Origin of the sequence: Microbacterium sp. B35-30, assembly GCF_010634855.1 — a bacterium.
In the GTDB taxonomy this organism is placed as follows: Bacteria; Actinomycetota; Actinomycetes; order Actinomycetales; family Microbacteriaceae; genus Microbacterium.
The window spans coordinates 275,689-294,781 of sequence record NZ_MWLQ01000011.1 but is presented as its reverse complement, the minus strand read 5'-3'; the positions used below and the strand labels follow the sequence as shown (position 1 = coordinate 294,781).

At 69.7% G+C, this 19,093-nt stretch carries 14 protein-coding genes; 10 read left to right on the top strand and 4 right to left on the bottom strand.

From position 1 onward, the window contains the following. Nucleotides 1–209 precede the first annotated feature (209 nt). The 4 genes from clpX (at nt 210) to B2K11_RS05680 (ending at nt 4,792) form a co-directional block, all read left to right on the top strand. Nucleotides 210–1,478, top strand: a complete 1,269-nt coding sequence (gene clpX, locus B2K11_RS05695; RefSeq protein ID WP_163617277.1) for an ATP-dependent Clp protease ATP-binding subunit ClpX — start codon at nt 210–212, stop codon at nt 1,476–1,478. A gap of 108 nt (nt 1,479–1,586) precedes the next feature. Beyond that, complete coding sequence (locus B2K11_RS05690) at nt 1,587–2,705, top strand: epoxide hydrolase (protein WP_163617276.1); 1,119 nt, start codon at nt 1,587–1,589, stop codon at nt 2,703–2,705. Nucleotides 2,706–2,811: 106 nt separating this feature from the next. Continuing rightward, on the top strand, nt 2,812–3,636 hold the full coding sequence (locus tag B2K11_RS05685; protein WP_163617275.1) for a hypothetical protein: 825 nt from the start codon (nt 2,812–2,814) through the stop codon (nt 3,634–3,636). 88 nt (nt 3,637–3,724) lie between these two features. Further along, nucleotides 3,725–4,792, top strand: a complete 1,068-nt coding sequence (locus B2K11_RS05680; RefSeq protein ID WP_163617274.1) for an alpha/beta fold hydrolase — start codon at nt 3,725–3,727, stop codon at nt 4,790–4,792. Nucleotides 4,793–4,795: 3 nt separating this feature from the next. On the opposite strand, the gene B2K11_RS05675 is transcribed toward B2K11_RS05680, so the two are convergent. After that, a complete protein-coding gene (locus B2K11_RS05675; protein WP_163617273.1) occupies nt 4,796–6,847 on the bottom strand; it encodes a M3 family metallopeptidase in 2,052 nt (683 codons plus the stop codon). 106 nt (nt 6,848–6,953) lie between these two features. Between B2K11_RS05675 and B2K11_RS05670 the strand changes: the two genes are divergently transcribed. Genes B2K11_RS05670 through B2K11_RS05660 form a run of 3 tightly spaced genes read left to right on the top strand, consistent with a single transcriptional unit; the run spans nt 6,954 to nt 9,201 of the window. Beyond that, complete coding sequence (locus B2K11_RS05670; protein ID WP_163617272.1) at nt 6,954–7,592, top strand: helix-turn-helix domain-containing protein; 639 nt, start codon at nt 6,954–6,956, stop codon at nt 7,590–7,592. Further along, a complete protein-coding gene (locus B2K11_RS05665) occupies nt 7,589–7,822 on the top strand; it encodes a hypothetical protein (protein WP_163617271.1) in 234 nt (77 codons plus the stop codon). Before B2K11_RS05670 ends, B2K11_RS05665 begins: the two co-directional genes overlap by 4 nt. Continuing rightward, entirely contained in the window at nt 7,819–9,201 is a 1,383-nt protein-coding gene (locus tag B2K11_RS05660; RefSeq protein WP_163617270.1) for an MFS transporter, read from the top strand. Before B2K11_RS05665 ends, B2K11_RS05660 begins: the two co-directional genes overlap by 4 nt. A gap of 22 nt (nt 9,202–9,223) precedes the next feature. Here B2K11_RS05660 and B2K11_RS05655 read toward each other — a convergent pair whose 3' ends face one another. From B2K11_RS05655 to B2K11_RS05645, 3 genes are all read right to left on the bottom strand, one after another. Continuing rightward, complete coding sequence (locus tag B2K11_RS05655; RefSeq protein WP_163617269.1) at nt 9,224–9,472, bottom strand: hypothetical protein; 249 nt, start codon at nt 9,470–9,472, stop codon at nt 9,224–9,226. A 1-nt stretch (nt 9,473) separates the two neighbouring features. Further along, complete coding sequence (gene valS, locus B2K11_RS05650) at nt 9,474–12,068, bottom strand: valine--tRNA ligase (RefSeq protein WP_163617268.1); 2,595 nt, start codon at nt 12,066–12,068, stop codon at nt 9,474–9,476. Nucleotides 12,069–12,213: 145 nt separating this feature from the next. Continuing rightward, a complete protein-coding gene (locus B2K11_RS05645) occupies nt 12,214–13,569 on the bottom strand; it encodes an MFS transporter (protein ID WP_239525755.1) in 1,356 nt (451 codons plus the stop codon). A gap of 319 nt (nt 13,570–13,888) precedes the next feature. Between B2K11_RS05645 and ileS the strand changes: the two genes are divergently transcribed. The 3 genes from ileS to B2K11_RS05630 are packed head-to-tail and all read left to right on the top strand — an operon-like array spanning nt 13,889 to nt 19,091. Further along, nucleotides 13,889–17,326 carry an isoleucine--tRNA ligase gene (ileS, locus tag B2K11_RS05640; protein WP_163617267.1) on the top strand — a complete coding sequence of 1,146 codons (3,438 nt, stop codon included), beginning with the start codon at nt 13,889–13,891 and terminating at the stop codon, nt 17,324–17,326. Beyond that, nucleotides 17,323–18,681 (top strand): folylpolyglutamate synthase/dihydrofolate synthase family protein, encoded by a 1,359-nt coding sequence (locus B2K11_RS05635; RefSeq protein ID WP_163617266.1) that lies wholly within the window; start codon nt 17,323–17,325, stop codon nt 18,679–18,681. Before ileS ends, B2K11_RS05635 begins: the two co-directional genes overlap by 4 nt. Then, a complete protein-coding gene (locus tag B2K11_RS05630) occupies nt 18,678–19,091 on the top strand; it encodes a DUF4233 domain-containing protein (protein ID WP_163617265.1) in 414 nt (137 codons plus the stop codon). The genes B2K11_RS05635 and B2K11_RS05630 overlap by 4 nt, the downstream gene beginning before the upstream one ends. Nucleotides 19,092–19,093 lie beyond the last annotated feature (2 nt).

Below are 19,093 nucleotides of genomic sequence, written 5' to 3'. Positions count from 1 at the left end.
CGCTTCGACAGCAGCGGTTCTTCAACGCCCCGTCGCCCGGATTCTCCGGGCGGCGGGGCGTCGTCGTGCGGCCGGGCGGCGGGGCGTCCGCTGAGCGCGAAACCGCCGATTCCACAACGTGCGTCGCAATGCCGCCGCATGTCGGCGTCAGCTATTAGGCTCGGAGAACAGCTGGGGGGCTTGCCCCCGACGTCACGAGGAGGAGCGGCATGGCACGCATCGGTGAAAGCGCCGACTTGTTCAAGTGCTCCTTCTGCGGCAAGAGCCAGAAGCAGGTCCAGCAGCTCATCGCTGGGCCGGGCGTCTACATCTGCGACGAGTGCGTCGAGCTCTGCAACGAGATCATCGAAGAGCGCATGGCCGAGTCCTCGTCGGGCGTCGTCGCAGACTTCGATCTTCCCAAGCCGCGCGAGATCTTCGCGTTCCTCGAGGAGTACGTGGTCGGTCAGACCGATGCCAAGCGGGCGCTGTCGGTCGCGGTGTACAACCACTACAAGCGCGTGCGCGCACACGGCACGATCCAGTCCGCCGAGCAGCGCGCCGACGAGATCGAGCTCGCGAAGAGCAACATCCTCCTGCTCGGGCCCACGGGGTGCGGCAAGACCTACCTCGCACAGACCCTGGCCAAGCGCCTCAACGTCCCGTTCGCCGTCGCGGACGCGACCGCACTGACCGAGGCGGGGTATGTCGGCGAGGACGTCGAGAACATCCTCCTCAAGCTGCTGCAGGCCGCCGACTTCGACACGAAGCGCGCCGAGACCGGCATCATCTACATCGACGAGGTCGACAAGATCGCCCGCAAGGCCGAGAACCCGTCGATCACCCGCGACGTGTCGGGGGAGGGCGTCCAGCAGGCGCTCCTGAAGATCCTCGAGGGCACCGTCGCATCCGTGCCGCCGCAAGGCGGTCGCAAGCATCCCCACCAGGAGTTCATCCAGATCGACACGACGAACGTGCTGTTCATCGTGGCCGGCGCCTTCGCCGGGCTGGAAGACATCATCTCGTCACGCGTCGGCAAGCACGGCGTCGGCTTCGGCGCCTCGCTGCACCGCAAGGACGAAGACCTCAATCTGTTCGGCGATGTGCAGCCCGAAGACCTGCACAAGTTCGGCCTGATCCCCGAGTTCATCGGCCGGCTGCCGGTGGTGGCGTCTGTATCTCCGCTCGATCGCGAAGCGCTCATGGAGATCCTCACCGAGCCGAAGAACGCGCTCGTGAAGCAGTACCACCGCATGTTCGAACTGGACGGCGTGGCGCTCGAGTTCGACCGCGAAGCGCTCGAAGCCATCGCCGATCTGGCCGTGGCACGCAAGACCGGCGCGCGCGGCCTGCGCGCGATCCTCGAGGACGTTCTCGGCCCGATCATGTTCGACATCCCCTCGACCGACGACGTAGACAAGGTCATCGTGACCCGGGCCGCCGTGGAAGAGGGCGCAGCGCCGACCTTCGTCCTGCGGGAGAAGCGCAAGAGCGCCTGATCCATCCGCGCGGTCCCGTCGGGAGGCCGGCGGACCACCTTCGCGCGGACGAAGCGGGCCATGCAGGCGATGCGCGCGCGTGTCGGAGGTGCCGAGTAGCTTCGGCGTGTGAACAGCCCGCGCCCCTTCTCCATCCAGGTGCCCGATTCCGAACTCGCCGATCTGAGCGAGCGTCTCGATCGCTTCCGGCCGTTGCCGGACTCGCCCCGCCGGCCGCGGGCCGGCATGAGCGCCGACTACCTTGCGGAACTCGTCGCGACCTGGCGCACCTGGGACTGGCGCAGCCGCGAAGGGTGGCTGAACCGGCATCCCCAGTTCCTCGCCGAGGTCGGCGACAGCACGGTCCACTTCGCGCATCTGCGCTCCGAACGCGCCGACGCGCCGGCGCTGCTCGTGATGCACGGCTGGCCGCACACGTTCGCACTGCAGCTGGATTTCGCCGACCTGCTGCCCGACTTCCACGTGGTGGTGCCGAGCTTCCCGGGCTTCGCCTATTCGTCGGTCTATGCCGACGGGCCCGTCACCGAGGTCCGCCTCGCGGCCACGATGCACGCCCTCATGACGGAGGTGTTGGGCTACGAGAGGTATCTCACGTACGGCGAGGACGTCTCGGCCAACGTGAACGATCTGATCGCCGGCTCGTACCCCGACGCGATCGCCGGGGTCATCGTGACGCACTCCCACTTCCCGTCGATGGTCGAGCGACCGGAGCTCACGGCGCCCGACGAGGTGGCGTTCTTCGCCCGCCTCGAGCAGTGGGGTGGTGCGAACGGCGCGTACGGGCACGTGCAGGGGACGCGACCCGACACCTTGGCGGCCGCGCTGAACGACTCTCCGGCGGGGCTCGTCGCCTGGCTGGCCGAGAAGCTCGTGGAGTGGAGCGACACGCCCGCGGGGGATCCACGGGCGGTCGAACGCCGGATCTCGCGCGACCGCATCCTCACGGAGGCGATGATCTACTGGACGACGCAGAGCATCGGCTCTTCGTTCCGCCCGTACTACGAGGGGGCAGACCAGCCCGACGAGATGCCCCCGGTCGTGATCCCGGCATCCGTCCACATCCAGCGCCACGAGGGCGACTACCCGGAATCGCTCGCGCGGCGCTTCTACCGTGACCTGCGCACCTTCGAGCGGCTGAGCGAGGGCGGACACTTCGCCGTCGCCGAAGTGCCGGCGGTGATGGCCGATCGTGTGCGGGCGTTCGCGCGAGAGCTCCAGCTGATCTGACGAGCTCCGACGGCATCAGCCTCCCTCGGTCTGGCCATTTCGGGCCATGCGCGAATAGCCGGATCGGGCGAGGCGGGGCGGGTGCCGCCACGCCTTTACTCGGAGCATGTCAGCACTCGCTCTTCCCGCCCTCGAACTCGACCCCTCCTCGACGCACGCCCTCTCGGCGCCCGACTTCACCACCTCGCCCGAACAGATCGGCACCGTCGCCATCGATCGCCGGCTGAACGGTCCACGCCGCTCCGCCAACGGCGGCTTCGCCGCCGGCTCCATCGCCCAGCACATCGACGCGGAGACGACCACCGTGGTCCTGCACCGGCCGATCCCTCTCGGCCGCGAGCTGCCGGTGGTCGGTGACGGGAGTGGTGGCGCACTGGTTTTCGACCGGCGGCGACTCCTCGCGCGGGCGCGCCCGGGTCGCCTCGTGGATGCGGCCATGCCGGCCGCGCCCACCTATGACGAAGCGCTCGCGGCGAGATCCCGCTACCCGCTGGCCGGCGTGCGCCACGCTCTGGCCGATTGCGTCGTGTGCGGAACGGAGCGCGTGGACGGCATGCACGTCACGCCGGGCCCGCTGGCCGGTGGCACGCGTCTCGCCGCGCCGTGGAGCGTCGACACGCACGTGTCGCACGCGGGCGTCGCCGACTATCCCGCGGTGTGGGCTGCGCTCGACTGCCCGAGCTACCCGGCGCACGCGCTGGAAGAGCGCATCCTGTGCCTGCTGGGGACGATCACGGGCCACGTGGAACGCCGTCCACGCGTCGGGGAGCATCTCGTACTCCACAGCTGGACCCGCGAGCAGCACCGTCGGCGGTACGAGACGTCCGTCGCGATGGTCGACGAGAGCGGTGGTGTGGTCGCGCGCGCGGACGCGACCTGGATCGCCCTGAGGCATCCACGCGCGACTGCCCTGCTCGCCCGGCTGGGATAGCGCTCGATCGGTGAGCGAGCCCGAGGCGCCGCGCGCCGGCGGCCACGCCCCGCCCGCGGCGGGCGGGAGCGTGGCCCATACTGATGTCGTGTCCACCGTCAGCTACGTCTGGTCGGGCTCCGACGACGTCGCATGGTCGGAGATCGGGTCCGGCGCGCCCCTGCTCATCGGGGGATGGTGGATGAGTCATCTCGAGCGCGATTGGGAGTACGCGCCGTTCCGCGCGTTCGTGGAGGAGATGGCGCGTCATCGTCGCGTCATCCGGACGGACCCGCCCGGAAGCGGGCTCTCACGGTCGCGCCCCGAGACTCCAGACAGCCTCGAGCCTCACGTCGCGGCGATGAAGGCTGTGCTCGACGCGGCCGACGCACCGGAGGCGACGTTGTTCGCGGGCTCGTCCGGGTGCGCGGTCGCGGTCGAGTTCGCGGCGCGGCATCCGGATCGCGTGCGGCGTCTCATCCTGTCCGGGGCGTACCTCGACGGCTCCTCGATCGCCTCGCCCGCCGACCGTGCGGCACTCGTCGAGCTGGTGCGCCGCAGCTGGGGGGTCAGCTCGCGAGTGATGTCCGACATCTTCTACCCGGACGCCACGGCGGAGCAGCGCCGCGCCTACGCCCGCCACCAGCGATCGACCGCGACCGCCGATGCCGCGGCTGCGGGGCTTCGCGCGGTGTACTCGTTCGACGCTCGCGCGGCAGCGTCTCGCGTGCGGACGCCCGCCCTCGTGCTGCACCGGAGAGGAGATCGGGCCATTCCCCTCGCGCTCGGTGCCGCCGCCGCGGCCGCGATCCCCGGTGCGCGGCTGGAGGTGCTCGACGGCTCCGCTCATCACCCGTGGCACGGCGACGCCGCCGGCTTCCTGCGCCGTGCGCTCGCCTTCGACGGCGTCACCGACGCGCAGCTCCCCGGCGGACTCGTGGCCGACACGCGGGAGCCGGAGACGGGGCCGGGCCGGATGGCCTCTCCGATCTCGGCCAGGGAGCGAGAGGTGCTCGTGCTGATCTCACAGGGCAAGACGGATGCGCAGATCGCGGCCGAGCTCTTCCTCAGCGTCCACACGGTGCACCGGCACGTCGCCAATGCCCGGACGAAGCTCGGAGTGCCGACGCGCGCGGCAGCGGCGGCATGGGCGGTAGCCCACGCCGGCGGTGGCTAGCGCCTACCCTGCGAGGCCGCGGCGCTCGAGCAGCGGCTGGATCGCTGCATCCCGCCCGCGGAAGTCCCGGTACGCCTCGAGCGGATCCTTCGATCCGCCGACGCCCAGCAGTCGATCGCGGAAGCGGTCGCCGTTCTCGCGGCGGAGGCCGCCGTTCTCACGGAACCACTCCACGGTGTCGGCGTCGAGGACCTCGCTCCAGATGTACGAGTAGTAGCCGGCGCTGTAGCCGCCCGAGAAGACGTGCGCGAAGTACGTCGACGAGTAGCGCGTCGGCACCACCGGGTTGTCGAGGCCGATGTCGGCGAGAGCGGATGCCTCGAACGCGGCGACGTCGAGGTCGGCCGCCGCCTCGTCGACCGAGAGCGAGTGCCACGCCTGGTCGAGCCACGCCGCCGCCAGGTACTCGCTGGTCGCGAAGCCCTGGTTGAACGCCTCGGAGGCATGCAGCTTCTCGACGATCTCGCTCGGAAGCGGCTCGTCGGTGTCGATGTGGCGGGCGTACGACCCGAGGATCTCGGGCCAGTAGATCCACATCTCGTTCACCTGACTCGGGAACTCGACGAAGTCCCGGTACACGTTGGTGCCCGCGAAGTGCGGGTAGGTGACCGTCGCGAACAGGCCGTGCAGCGCGTGACCGAATTCGTGGAACAGCGTCGTGACCTCGTCGAGGCTAAGGAGCGTCGGTCGCCCCTCGGCGGGCTTCGGCACGTTGAGGTTGTTGACCACGATGGGCTGCGTCCCGCGCAGGCGCGACTGCAGAACGATCGAGTTCATCCAGGCGCCGCCGCGCTTCGTGTCACGCGTGTACAGGTCGAGGATGTAGAGCCCGAGTGTGGATCCGTCGGCGTTGTGCACCTCGAAGACGCGTGCGTCGTCGTGGTACGCGCCGAGATCGCCGCGTTCGCTGAACGTGATGCCGTACAGGTCGGTCGCGGCGCGGAACACGCCGTTCTGCAGCACACGCTCGGCTTCGAACCACGGGCGCAGCGCAGCCCGGTCGAGGTCGTACTCCGCAGCCCGCACCTTCTCGGTGTAGAACGCCCAGTCGTGCGCCTCGAGCAGGAACGGATCGCTCCCGGCGTCGATGATCGCCTGCAGCTTCTGCTGCTCACGGCGCGCATTGCGGGCCGCGGGCACCGCGAGCTGTCGGAGCAGGTCGTGCACCGCTGCAGGAGAGCCCGCGGTCTCATCCGACGTGATGTAGGCGGCGTGCGAGTCGTACCCCAGCAGCGCCGCTCGCTCGGCCCGCAGGCGCACGATCTCCAGCAGGGTGGCACGGTTGTCGTGCTCGTTGCCGCGAGAGCCGCGTGAACGGGATGCCGCGAGCAGGCGTGCGCGTGCTTCCCGGTCGGTCAGACTCGACAGGTAGGGGTGGCCCGTGAACAGCGTGAGTGTGACGACCCATTTGCCGTCGAGGCCACGGTCGGCGGCGGCCTGCGCGGCCGCGGACAGCTCGCCCTCCGAGAGCCCGTCGAGCTGGGAGGCGTCGTCGAACACGACCGCCAAGTCGTTGGTATCGGCGAGGAGGTTCTTCTCGAACTGCGTGGTGAGCGTCGACAAGCGCTGGTTCAGCTCGGTGAGGCGCTTCTTCGCGTCGTCGTCGAGGCCGGCGCCGGCGTGGGACATCTCGGTGTAGTGGCGCTCCACGAGATACCGCTGCTCCGCCGTGAGGTCGAGCTGGTCCAGTTGGTCGTGGATCGTCTTGATCCGCCAGTACAGATCGGAGTCCAGCTGGATCGAGTCCTGGTGCGCCGACATGAGCGGCGCCAGCTGCTCCTCGATCTCCTGGATCTCGGATGTCGCATCCGCCGACGACACGGTGTAGAACGTCCGCGCGACATCGCCCAGAAGTCGCCCACTCTCTTCGAGCGGGACCAGGGTGTTCTCGAATGTCGGCATGGAGCGCACCCGCGTGATCGCCGAGACCTCGGCCGTGTGCGCCGCGAACGCCTGCTCGAACGCGGGCAGATAGTGCTCGGGGCGGATCGCGGAGTAGTCCGGAAGTCCGTAGGGCAGGGCGCTGGGGGACAGGAGCGGGTTGGCGTTCGGCATGGCGACCAGCCTAGTGGCGCGGTCGGGGAATGCCGAGATCCGTTTGCAAACAACTACTTGCAAAAAAACCCTTGCAAAGATTCCTTTGCATTGCTATCGTGAGGACATGCCAGAGAACGAGACACCGCAGCAGCCGGACGCCGCAGGCGCCGACGCTCAGCGTCCGCACCAAGACCGGGTCCTCGATTCCGGTGCGCTCCGAGCGCTGGCCCACCCCCTGCGCGTGAGGATCTACGACATCCTGAGCCAGTACGGCCCGCAGACGGCGAGTTCGCTGGCCGAGCGGCTGGGGGAGTCCAGCGGCTCGACGAGCTACCACCTCCGCGCGCTCGCCAAGCAGGACCTCATCCGTGAGGCCGCGGACCGGGGCACGGGCCGCGAGCGGTGGTGGGAACGCCCCGTCGGCGGTGTGTCGTTCGCCAATCCCGAAGCCATGGCGACCCCTGCCGGCCGGGCGGCGACCCAGGTCGTCATGAACGAATTCCTGCGCAACCGCAACGAGCAGCTGCTCGACTTCGTCAATCGGGGGATCGGAGGCGAAGACGAGGCGTGGCAGGACGGCACCCTCATCTCGACGGCCACCGCTCGACTCACCCCCGAGCAGAGCAAAGAGCTCACCATCAAGATCATGGCCATGATCGACGAGGCCGTGGACAAGTACCGCAATCAGACCGGCGAGAACGTGCGCCCTGTCACCATTCGGGCAGACGTCTTCCCGCTCCCCGACCTAGGAGCACAGTCATGAGCACCATCACGGCAGGCGAGCTCGCGGCACGCGGGTTCGTGGCATCTGCCACCACACGATTCGACCGCACGCTGCTGCGGACGGCATCCGCCATCGATGCCTACGTCATCGCACGCGTCGAGCTGCGACACGGTGCCGAGTGGCGCCGTGCGATGTCCGCTCGAGCCACCGCCACCGGCGCACGTCGCGATGCCGAGGCACTCGCCGCGCTGGGGATGCCCCCGCGATGAGCGAGCGGCTCGGCACGGCAGAGCCTCCAGGAGCGTCGGCCGGGCGGGCGGGCAGGGTCCCACTCGGCCGCGACTTCGGCAAGCTGTGGACCGCCGCCGCCTTCAGCAACCTGGCCGACGGCCTGGGGCGCGTCGCCGTCCCGCTCGTCGCGACCACCCTGACCCGGGACCCGCTCGCCATCTCGGCCATCGGCGCCCTGGCATTCCTGCCCTGGCTCGTCTTCGGACTGCCCGCCGGCATGATCGTCGACCGCTTCGACCGTCGATGGATCATGGCGATCGCCAATGGGCTCCGGGGAGTCGCGGCGGTGGGGCTGGCCGCCCTGACCGTCGCGGGGGCGATCGACATCTGGTGGCTGTTCGCGGGCGTGCTCGTGTTCGGCCTCGGAGAGACGCTGTTCGACAACGCGACGAACTCCATCGTGCCGAGCGTCGTGCAGCGCCCTGCACTGGATCGTGCGAACGGCTGGCTGCAGGCGGCGCAGATCACGATCGACAGCTTCATCGCCTCGCCGATCGCCGGTGTCCTGTTCGCCATCTCGCTGGCGCTGCCGCTGTGGGTCGGTGCTGCGGGCTACCTCATCCCCATCGTCCTGGCGGTGATGCTGCCGCTCTCGGCCGCCCGGCCGCTGCAGTCGGAGCGGTCGGTGCCGAAGAACAGCGCATCGACGGCAGAGGCCGCGGTCGCAGCCGGTGAGCCTCTCGCTGCGGCCGACATGGGAGCCGAGACCGAGACCGACGCCGACCCCGAGGCAGCGGCATCCGCACCTTCGAACGTCTCGGCACGAGAAGCGCTCGCCTATCTCTGGAGCCACCGCTTCCTCCGCTCGATGGTCCTCTTCACCTCGATCGTCGGCTGCGCGTTCGCGTTCGCGCAGGCGCCGGTGTTCCTCTACTTCCTCGATGTGCACCACGTCGCGCCGGCCGCCATCGGACTCGTCACCGCCGGCATCGGGCTGGGCGGCCTCGCGGGCTCGCTGGTGGCGGCGTCACTGGTCGCCAGGTTCGGACGCGGCCGAGTGATGCTCGCGGCCAACTTCGTCGCAGCCATCGGGCTCGCCGGGGTGTGGGCGGCGCCCGAGGCGATCTCGGCCACGATCGCCTACGCCACCATGGCTGCGGCGGTCTCGACCTGGAACGTGCCGTGGGGCGCCCTCCGGCAGCGGATCGTGCCCGGGCACCTGTTCGGCCGTGTGCTGGGCATCAGCCGCACGCTGACGTGGGGCATCTTCCCCTTCGCGACCCTGCTCGGCGGCTGGGTGGCGCGCATCGATCTGCGGCTGCCGTTCCTGCTGGCCGCGGGCGTCACCCTGGTCGCGAGTCTCGTCGCGGTGCGTCTGCTGCTCTCCGCATCGACGCACAACGCTCCGGAGGACTGAGTCCCGGTCTCTTCGAACCGGTCTAGCCGAAGCCGTCGTCCGGATCGTTCCGGGCGACGGCCTTGCCGTCGGCATCGAGTGTCACGATCACGCCGGTGTCGAGCTCCGCGATCGGCTTGCCTTCGAGCCAGGTGAGCGTCCAGTGCGGACGCGGCTGACCGAGCTGGTCGGCCGGGATGGTCTCATCGACCGAGCGGATGCCGCGGCGCAGCGCCTCGGGCACGGCCTGGGGCGGTTCGTCGCCGGATGTCCAGCGGGTTCCCAGCTGCATGTCAGTCCTCCTGCGGTGCGAGCTCGATATCGGTGACCGACAGTGCGTCGGCTTCGTCGTAGCGGATCTCGGCGATGCGACCGACGGCCTTCAGGTCGCCCTCGGCCAGGCGCAGCGCGGCGATGGCGTCAGCGGGAGCGCCGATCGTGACATGTGACACCTGGGCCTTCTGCGACACCTTTGCCTCGGTCTTCGCACGACGGACGCCGATGAGCGCCTCTCCGACGATGCGGAGCACCGCCGGGTCGCCCTCGATGCCGAGCGGCTCGGGCCACTGGGCATTGTGCACCGAGCCCTCGTTGAACCACGACCACGACTCCTCCGCCGCGAACGCGAGCACGGGAGCGAAGAGCCGCAGCAGCGTGGAGAGCGCCGTGCGCAGTGCCAGGGCGGCCGAGGCCTGCCCCACGTCGGTCTGGTTGTAGGCGCGCTCCTTCACCAGCTCGAGGTAGTCGTCGCAGAACGTCCAGAAGAACGACTCCGTCAGCTCCAGCGCTCGTGCGTGGTCGTAGGCGTCCAGCGCCTTGGTCGCGTCGCGCACCACCGCGTCCAGCGCCGTGAGCATCGAGGCATCCAGCGCGTGCGTCACCTGGGCGCCCTCGGGCACGGGGAACGACAGCACGAACTTCGCCGCGTTGAGCACCTTGATCGCGAGCCGGCGGCCGATCTTCACCTGTGTCGGGTTCTGCGGGTCGAACGCCGCGTCGGTGCCGAGGCGGCTCGACGCCGCCCAGTACCTGACCGCGTCCGAGCCGTGCTGCGACAGGATGTCGGCCGGGGTGACGACGTTGCCCTTGGACTTCGACATCTTCTTGCGGTCGGGGTCCACGATGAAGCCCGAGATCGCGGCATCCGTCCACGGCGCACGGTCGTCCTCGAGGGCGCTGCGCAGCAGCGTCGAGAAGAGCCAGGTGCGGATGATGTCCTGGCCCTGCGGGCGCATGTCGAACGGGGCGACGAGGTTCCAGAGCTCCGGGTCGCGCTCCCAGCCGCCGGCGAGCTGCGGCGTGAGCGACGAGGTCGCCCACGTGTCGAAGATGTCGTTCTCGCCCTCGAAGCCACCGGGAACGCCGCGCTGATCGGCGGTGTAGCCGGCGGGAACATCGGTCGACGGGTCCACGGGGAGCGAGGCGTGGTCGGGAGTGATGACGCGGTCGTAGTCCCGCTCGCCGTTCTCGTCGAGCGCGTACCATACGGGGATCGGCACGCCGAAGAACCGCTGGCGCGAGACGAGCCAGTCGCCGGTGAGGCCGTTGGTCCAGTTCTCGAAGCGCACGCGCATGAAATCGGGATGCCACGACATCTGCTTCCCGAGCGTGATGAGCTTCTCGCGCAGCGCCTCGTCGCGGGCGCCGTTGCGGATGTACCACTGACGAGTGGAGACGATCTCCATCGGGCGATCGCCCTTCTCGTAGAACTTCACGACGTGGGTGAAGGGCTTCGGGTCGCCGACGAGCTCGCCGGACTCCTGGAGCAGCTCCACCACGCGCTTCTTCGCGCTGAACACCGTCTTGCCGGCGAGTTCCGCGTACGCGGCGGCGCCGGCATCCGTCTCGATCGCTTCCGGCGCCTCGGGGACGATGCGTCCGTCGAGGCCGAGGATGGTGCGGTTGGGGAGGTTCAGCTCGCGCCACCAGATGATGTCGGTCACGTCGCCGAAGGTGCAGATCATGGCGATGCCCGAGCCCTTGTCGGGCTGGGCGAGGGGGTGGGCCAGCACCGGCACCTCGACCTCGAAGAGGGGGGTGCGAACGGTCGTGCCGAACAGCGGCCGGTAGCGCTCGTCGTCGGGGTGCGCGACGAGCGCGACGCACGCGGCCAGCAGCTCCGGGCGGGTCGTCTCGATGTGCACATCGCCCGAGCCGTCGGTCTTGTGGAACGCCACGCGGTGGAACGCCGCCGGCTGCTCGCGCTCCTCGAGCTCGGCCTGCGCGATGGCGGTGCGGAAGTCGATGTCCCACATGGTGGGGGCGAGGTCCTGGTAGGCCTCGCCGCGCTCGAGGTTGCGCAGGAAGGCCCGCTGGCTGGTGCGGATCGTGTCGTCCGAGATGGTGCGGTAGGTCTGCGTCCAGTCGACGCTGAGCCCCAGCTGGCGGAAGAGCGCCTCGAAGTGCTTCTCGTCTTCGACGGTCAGCCGCTCGCACAGCTCGATGAAGTTCCGGCGGCTGATCGGCACCTGGTCGGCGGCGCGGCTGGACTTGTTGTCGCCGCCCTCGAAGGGGGGCGTGAAGCCGGACTCATACGCGAGTGAGGGGTCGCAGCGCACCCCGTAGTAGTTCTGCACGCGGCGCTCGGTGGGCAGGCCGTTGTCGTCCCAGCCCATCGGGTAGAACACGGTCTTGCCGCGCATGCGCTCGTACCGCACCTTGAGGTCGGTGTGCGTGAACGAGAAGACGTGCCCGATGTGAAGACTCCCCGACGCGGTCGGCGGGGGAGTGTCCACCGAGTAGACGCCCTCGCGACCCACCTCCGCGGCACGCGCGCGATCGAACAGGTAGGTGCCCTGCCGGGACCACGCCGCATCCCACTTGTCCTCGAGGCCCTCCAGTACGGGTTTGTCCGGAATCGGTCCCTGTGCGGGGCGAGCGTCGGTCATGGCGGGACTCCTCGAGCGATATGTGCGGCACTGTGTGAGCGTGCCTGAGTGTGGGATGTCGCTCGATTCTAGCCCGGGCGTTCCTGCACACGGGAACGGACGGATGCCGGGCAGCCGGCATCCGTCCGTTCGTGACGCGTCCCGATCAGGCCGTTGCGTTCGCCGTCGCGGTCGCCGTCGCGCTCGCGGGATCGGTCGCCAGCTCCGGCTCGACGGCGCGGCGCGTGGCCAGCCAGGCGGACACGAGCGTGACGGCCGACATGATCGCCAGGATCACACCGGGGTGCCACCACGCGTAGTCCGTCGCCTCACCGAGGGTGAGCGTGAGGTAGGGGACGAACCCGCTGATCGTCGCGGCCAGCGCGTAGGCGAACGAGAGTGCCGAGTAGCGGAAGCGGTCGGGGAAGAGGTCGTTCATGAGGCCTCCGAGCGCCGCCCACGCCATCGTCGGAAGGATGCCGCCGATCAGCATCGTCGCGACGAGGATCGGGAAGGTCGCGAACTGGAGCAGGAAGTACATCGGGAACGTGATCAGCAGCGTCCCGAGTGCGCCCCAGAGCACGACGCGCGCTGAGCCGATGCGTGCCGCCCACCCGCCGAACAGCGGGATGGTCACGAGCTGCAGAAGGCCGCCGATCGTGGTCGCGATGAGCAGGTCCTGGAAGCTGAAGCCCAGTTGCTCCACGCCGTAGTTGACGGTGTAGGTGTTCATCAGCGAGTACGACCCGATGCCCAGCAGGGCCGCGCCGATGGCGATCGCCATGGCGCCGGGACGCTTGGCGAACATGGTCACGAAGGGGACGCGGTCGCGGCGGCCCTGGGCGACGACGCCCTCGAACACCGGCGTCTCGGAGATCGACCAGCGCAGGTACAGCGAGACCAGCAGCAGCGGGAAGGCGAGGAGGAACGGGATGCGCCATCCCCACTCCGCGATCTGCTCGGCCGGAAGCACCGCCGTGAGGACGATGAACACGGTGGCCGAGAGGATCGAGCCGACGGGGGAGCCGAGCTGGGGGATCGCGGCGTAGAACGCGCGCTTGACGGGGCCGGAGTTCTCGGTCGCGATGAGGATCGAGCCGCCCCACTCGCCGCCCAGTGACAGGCCCTGCACGATGCGCAGCAGGATCAGGAGCGCGGCACCGAGCCAGCCCGCCTGCGCGTAGGTCGGCAGGAGGCCGATGAGCCCCGTCGCGACACCCATGATGCCGACCGTCCACAGCAGGGTCGCCCTGCGGCCGACGCGGTCGCCCATGTAGCCGAAGATCACGGCGCCGATCGGTCGCACCACGAACGCGAGCGCGATCGTCAGGAACGCGGCGCTGGTCGCGCCGAACTGCCCGAGCGGGTCGAAGAACAGCGGCCCGACGAAGAACGCCGAGAAGTAGGCGAACAGGTAGAAATCGAAGGACTCCAGCGAGGTTCCCACCATCGAGGCCCAGGCGACGCGACGCGTCGGGGCGGATTCGGGAACCAGAGCGGATTCGGGTGCGGCTGCGGTCACGGATGTCAATCTTGGCACGAGTCCAGAAACCCCGTCGCCGTGCTCCGCATTCCCTCTTGTGCGGCCACGGTAGACTCGTTCCACAGCGTCGATCCGGCCATCACCGGGGAGCACTCGGAAGAACAGGACGCCGCGCGAGCGGATTCCCCATTAGAACCGAGCGGGTCAGGCCCGTCACAGCCGCAGTGAGAGAGGGCAGCTCGGTCCCTGTCGAAGGGTCCCGAGACGTCAAAGCAGGGTGGTACCGCGGTACGTCTGGTCACCGGTCCAGGCATGTCGTCCCCGCAGGAAGCACACGAGCGAGCACCTGCGAGAGAACATGACCTACCCCCGCCCCTCCGCCTTCGGACCTGCAGCCGATGCTTCGGCACGCCCCGGCGCCGGAGTGAGTCCCGTCGTTCCGAGCCCGCGCTTCCCCGACATCGAGCGCGAGACCCTCGCGTTCTGGGAGGCGGACCAGACCTTCCGTGCCTCGATCGATCAGCGCGAGGGCGCCGACGAGTGGGTCTTCTACGACGGCCCGCCCTTCGCCAACGGCCTGCCGCACTACGGCCACCTCCTCACCGGCTATGCCAAGGACCTCTTCCCGCGTTTCCAGACCATGCGCGGCAAGAAGGTGGATCGGGTCTTCGGCTGGGACACGCACGGCCTGCCGGCCGAGCTGGAGGCGATGAAGCAGCTCGGCATCACCGAGAAGAGCGAGATCGAGGCGATGGGCATCGCCGCCTTCAACGCGAAGTCCCGGGAGTCGGTGCTCGCCTACACCCGCGAGTGGGAGGACTACGTCACGCGCCAGGCGCGCTGGGTCGACTTCGAGCGCGGCTACAAGACGCTCGACCTCACCTACATGGAGTCCGTGCTGTGGGCGTTCAAGACCATCTACGACAAGGGTCTGGCGTACGAGGGACACCGCGTGCTGCCGTACTGCTGGCGCGATGAGACACCGCTCTCGGCGCACGAGCTGCGCATGGACGACGACGTCTACAAGATGCGGCAGGATCCCTCGGTGACGGTCACGTTCCCGCTGACGGGCGTGAAGGCCGAGGCGCTCGGCCTCACCGCCGTGCGAGCCCTGGCGTGGACGACGACCCCGTGGACGCTGCCCACGAACCTCGCCCTCGCCGTCGGTTCCGACATCCGCTACGTCGTCGTGCCCGGCGGCCCGAACGGCGCGGCGGATGTGCACCGCGACGACGAGCCCGCCGAAGCCGAGTCGCACCGCTACCTGCTCGCCGAGGAGCTGCTCGCCGGCTACGCCAAGGACCTCGGCTACGAGTCGGCCGAGGCCGCGCGCGAGGCCGTGCAGCAGACCGTCCTCGGCGCTGACCTCCGGGACGTCACCTACGACCGACTCTTCGACTACTACGCGGATGCCGCGACCTGGGGCACGCAGGGCGCGTGGCGCATCCTCGTCGACGACTACGTCACGACCGGCGACGGCACCGGCATCGTCCACCAGGCACCGGCCTTCGGTGAGGATGACCAGCGGGTGACCGAGGCCGCCGGCATCCCGCTCATCATGAGCCTCGACGACGGCGGGCGCTTCCTCCCGCAGGTGACGGACGTCGCCGGCCAGCTCTGGATGGACGCCAACCGCCCGCTGATCCGACTGCTCCGCCAGGAGGGACGCCTTCTGCGCGAGGCGAGCTACGAGCACTCGTACCCGCACTGCTGGCGGTGCCGCAACCCGCTCATCTACCGCGCCGTCTCGAGCTGGTTCGTCCGCGTGACCGACATCAAGGACCGCATGCTCGCCAACAACGAGCAGATCACGTGGGTGCCCGAGAACGTCAAGCACGGCCAGTTCGGCAAGTGGCTCGAGGGCGCGCGCGACTGGTCGGTCAGCCGCAACCGGTATTGGGGCTCGCCCATCCCGGTGTGGAAGAGCGACGACCCGGAGCACCCCCGCGTCGACGTGTACGGCTCGCTCGAGGACCTCGAGCGGGACTTCGGCCGCCTGCCGCGCAACGCCGAAGGCGAGGTGGACCTGCACCGGCCGTACATCGACGATCTGACCCGCCCGAACCCCGACGATCCGACGGGCCGCAGCACGATGCGCCGCATCGAGGACGTCTTCGACGTGTGGTTCGACTCCGGCTCGATGCCGTACGCGCAGGTGCACTACCCCTTCGAGAACCAGCAGTGGTTCGACGAGCACGCGCCGGCCGACTTCATCGTCGAGTACATCGGGCAGACCCGCGGCTGGTTCTACGTCATGCATGTGCTGTCCACCGCACTGTTCGACCGGCCCGCCTTCACCGGGGTCTCGTGCCACGGCATCGTGCTGGGCAGCGACGGGCTCAAGATGTCGAAGTCGCTGCAGAACTATCCCGACGTCAGCGAGGTGTTCGACCGCGACGGCTCGGACGCGATGCGCTGGTTCCTGATGTCGAGCTCCGTCCTGCGCGGCGGCAACCTCATCGTCACCGAGGAGGGGATCCGCGCCGGTGTGCGCGAGTTCCTGCTGCCGCTGTGGAGCGCGTGGTACTTCTTCGCGACGTACGCCAACGCCGCCGGCGGCCCTTCGACAGGCTCGGGGACCGCAGGCGAGGGCTATCAGGCCTCGTGGCGCACCGATTCGACCGACGTGCTGGATCGCTACATCCTGGCGCTCACCGGCGATCTGGTGAGGGATGTCGCCGCCGACCTCGAGGCGCTGGATTCGACGCTCGCCGCGGCGAAACTGCGCGACTTCACGGAGGCGCTGACCAACTGGTACATCCGCCGCTCGCGCGACCGCTTCTGGGTGGGCGTCTCGGATGATCCGAACAGCCCTGATCACGCAAAGAGCACCGAGGCGTTCGACACGCTGTACACGGTGCTCGAGACGCTGACGCGCGTCGCGGCCCCGCTGATCCCCCTCGTCTCCGAGAAGGTCTGGCAGGGACTCACCGGCGGGCGCAGCGTGCACCTGCAGGACTGGCCCGACGCCGACGCCTTCCCGGCCGCAGACGACATCCGCACCGCCATGGATGCCGTGCGCGAGGCATCCAGCGTCGCCAACGCGCTGCGCAAGAAGGAGGGCCGCCGCGTGCGTCTGCCGCTTCCGGCGCTCACCGTGGCGGTGACGGATGCCGCACCCCTTGCGCAGTTCGAGGGCATCCTGCGCGACGAGCTCAACGTGAAGTCGGTCGAGCTGATCGAACTGGGCGAAGACGTGTCGGCGCGCTACGGCATCAGCAAGCGCCTGACCGTCAACGCGCGTGCCGTGGGTCCGCGCCTCGGCAAGCAGGTGCAGCACATCATCGCCGGCGCCAAGGCGGGCGTGTGGGAGGAGCGCGACGGAGGCGTGGTCGTCGACGGCATCGCGCTGCTGCCGGGGGAGTACGAGCTCAGCCTCGAAGCGGGCGGCGTCGCGGACGGCACAGCCATCGCACTGCTGCCCGGCGAGGGCTTCGTGCTCCTCGACACCACGACGACTCCCGAACTCGAGGCCGAGGGCCTGGCCCGCGACGTGATCCGCGCCGTCCAGGACACCCGCAAGGCCGCCGGCTTCGACGTCAGCGACCGCATCGGGCTCGGACTGCTCTTCGACGACGCGGCGGACGCGGACGCGGTCGCCGCCGCGTTCGATGTCGCCAACGTCGCGGGCGAGACCCTCGCCGTCGCGCACCACGTGCGCTCGCGGGCCGCCGAGCTCGTCGCCGCGGGCGACGGCGACGCGCCCGTCGAGTACGAGGCGGTGATCGACGCGGGGACATACGCCAACCGCGGCGGGTTCACGGTCTCGGTGGGCCGGATGGAGGTCCCGCGATGAGCGGTCGTGAGAGGCAGCGTGCGGATGCCGTCTACGAGGCGCTCCTGCAGCGACAGGGCGAGCAGTGGGTGCAGCCCCGCGTGGAGCGCACCCGCCGCGTGCTCGAGCTGCTCGCCGACCCGCAGAAGACCTACCGGGTGGTCCACGTCACCGGCACGAACGGCAAGACGTCGACCAGCCGCATGATCGAGAGTCTCGTGCGCGCCCACGGCTTGCGGACCGGCCTGTTCACGAGCCCTCATCTGGAGCGCTTCACCGAGCGCATCATGATCGACGGCGAGCCCATCGATGACGCCGCCGTCGCCGACGCGTGGGACGAGATCGCGCCGTTCGTCGACCTCGTCGACGCCGAGCTGGCGGCGAGCGACGACGCGCGGCTGACCTTCTTCGAGCTGCTCACGGTGCTCGCATTCGTCGCCTTCGCCGACGCCCCGATCGACGTGCTCGTGCTCGAGGTGGGCATGGGCGGCTCGTGGGACTCGACGAACAGCGCCGACGGCGACGTCGCGGTGTTCGCCCCGATCGACCTCGACCACGCCGACCGCCTGGGTGACACGATCGCCGAGATCGCGGCGGTCAAGGCCGGCATCATCAAGGACGGCGCCGCGGTCGTGTCGGCCCGACAGGACGCCGCCGCCGAGGCGGTGCTCCGCGATGCCGCCGCCGCGCACGGCGCCTCGATCGCCTTCGAGGGCGCCGAGTTCGCACTGGCACAGCAGCGTCTCGCCGTCGGCGGGCAGCAGATCACCGTGCGCGGTCTCGCCGGCACCTACGAGGACGAGTACCTGCCGCTCTACGGCGCGCATCAGGGTTTCAACGCCGCCCTCGCCGTCGCCGCGGTGGAGTCGCTCGTCGGCGGCGGATCGCAGCGCATCGCCGGCGACGTGCTCGTGGACGGCCTCGGCGGCGCGACGTCGCCCGGCCGCCTGCAGCTGGTCGGTGCCGCGCCCACGGTGCTCGTGGACGCCGCTCACAATCCGCATGGCGCGCGTGCGCTGGTCACGGCGCTCCGCGAAGCGTTCGACTTCGACGAGTGGGGCGTCGTGCTCGGCGTGCTCTCCGACAAGGACGCCGCCGGAATCGTCGCCGAGATCGCGCCTGTCGCGGCGCATGTGTTCGCCACCACGCCCGACTCGGAGCGCGCCGAGGACGCGGACGCCATCGCCGACCTCGCCGAGGCGCACGACCTGCGGGTGTCGGTGCACGGCGGCCTCGCGGACGCTGCGGAGGCGGCGCGGGCGTGGGCGGCGGCATCCGATCGACGCGCCGTCGTGATCGCCGGATCCGTGCTGCTCGCCGGGGAGGCCCTCACGCTCGCGGCGGCCGAGGACTGGAAGGCCGGGTGGAGCGAATGAGCGCCGACCGCGCACCCCGCCCCCGGCGCCCGCGCGGCGCTGCGGAGTCGCTCGCGACGATCGTGCTCGGCTTCGAGTCCATCGTCGCGTTCCTCGCCGGCCTCGCGGTCTACGGCCTGAAGGCGCTTCCTGCGGGGATCGAGCCGTGGTGGGGTATCGTCGCCGGCGTCGTCCTGGCCCTGCTGATGATCGCCACGACCCGCGTGGTCCGCTATCGCTGGGGCATCGTGCTCGGATGGGTGCTGCAGGGGATCGTCGCGCTCGGCGCCTTCCTGGTGCCGGCGCTCGCCATCGTCGCCCTCATTTTCGGCGGGATGTACGGGTATGCGACGATCAAGGGAGCCGCCCTCGACCGGCGCAACGCCGACCTCGCGGCCAATCCTCCCGAACAGCTCAGTCCCCCCTCATGACC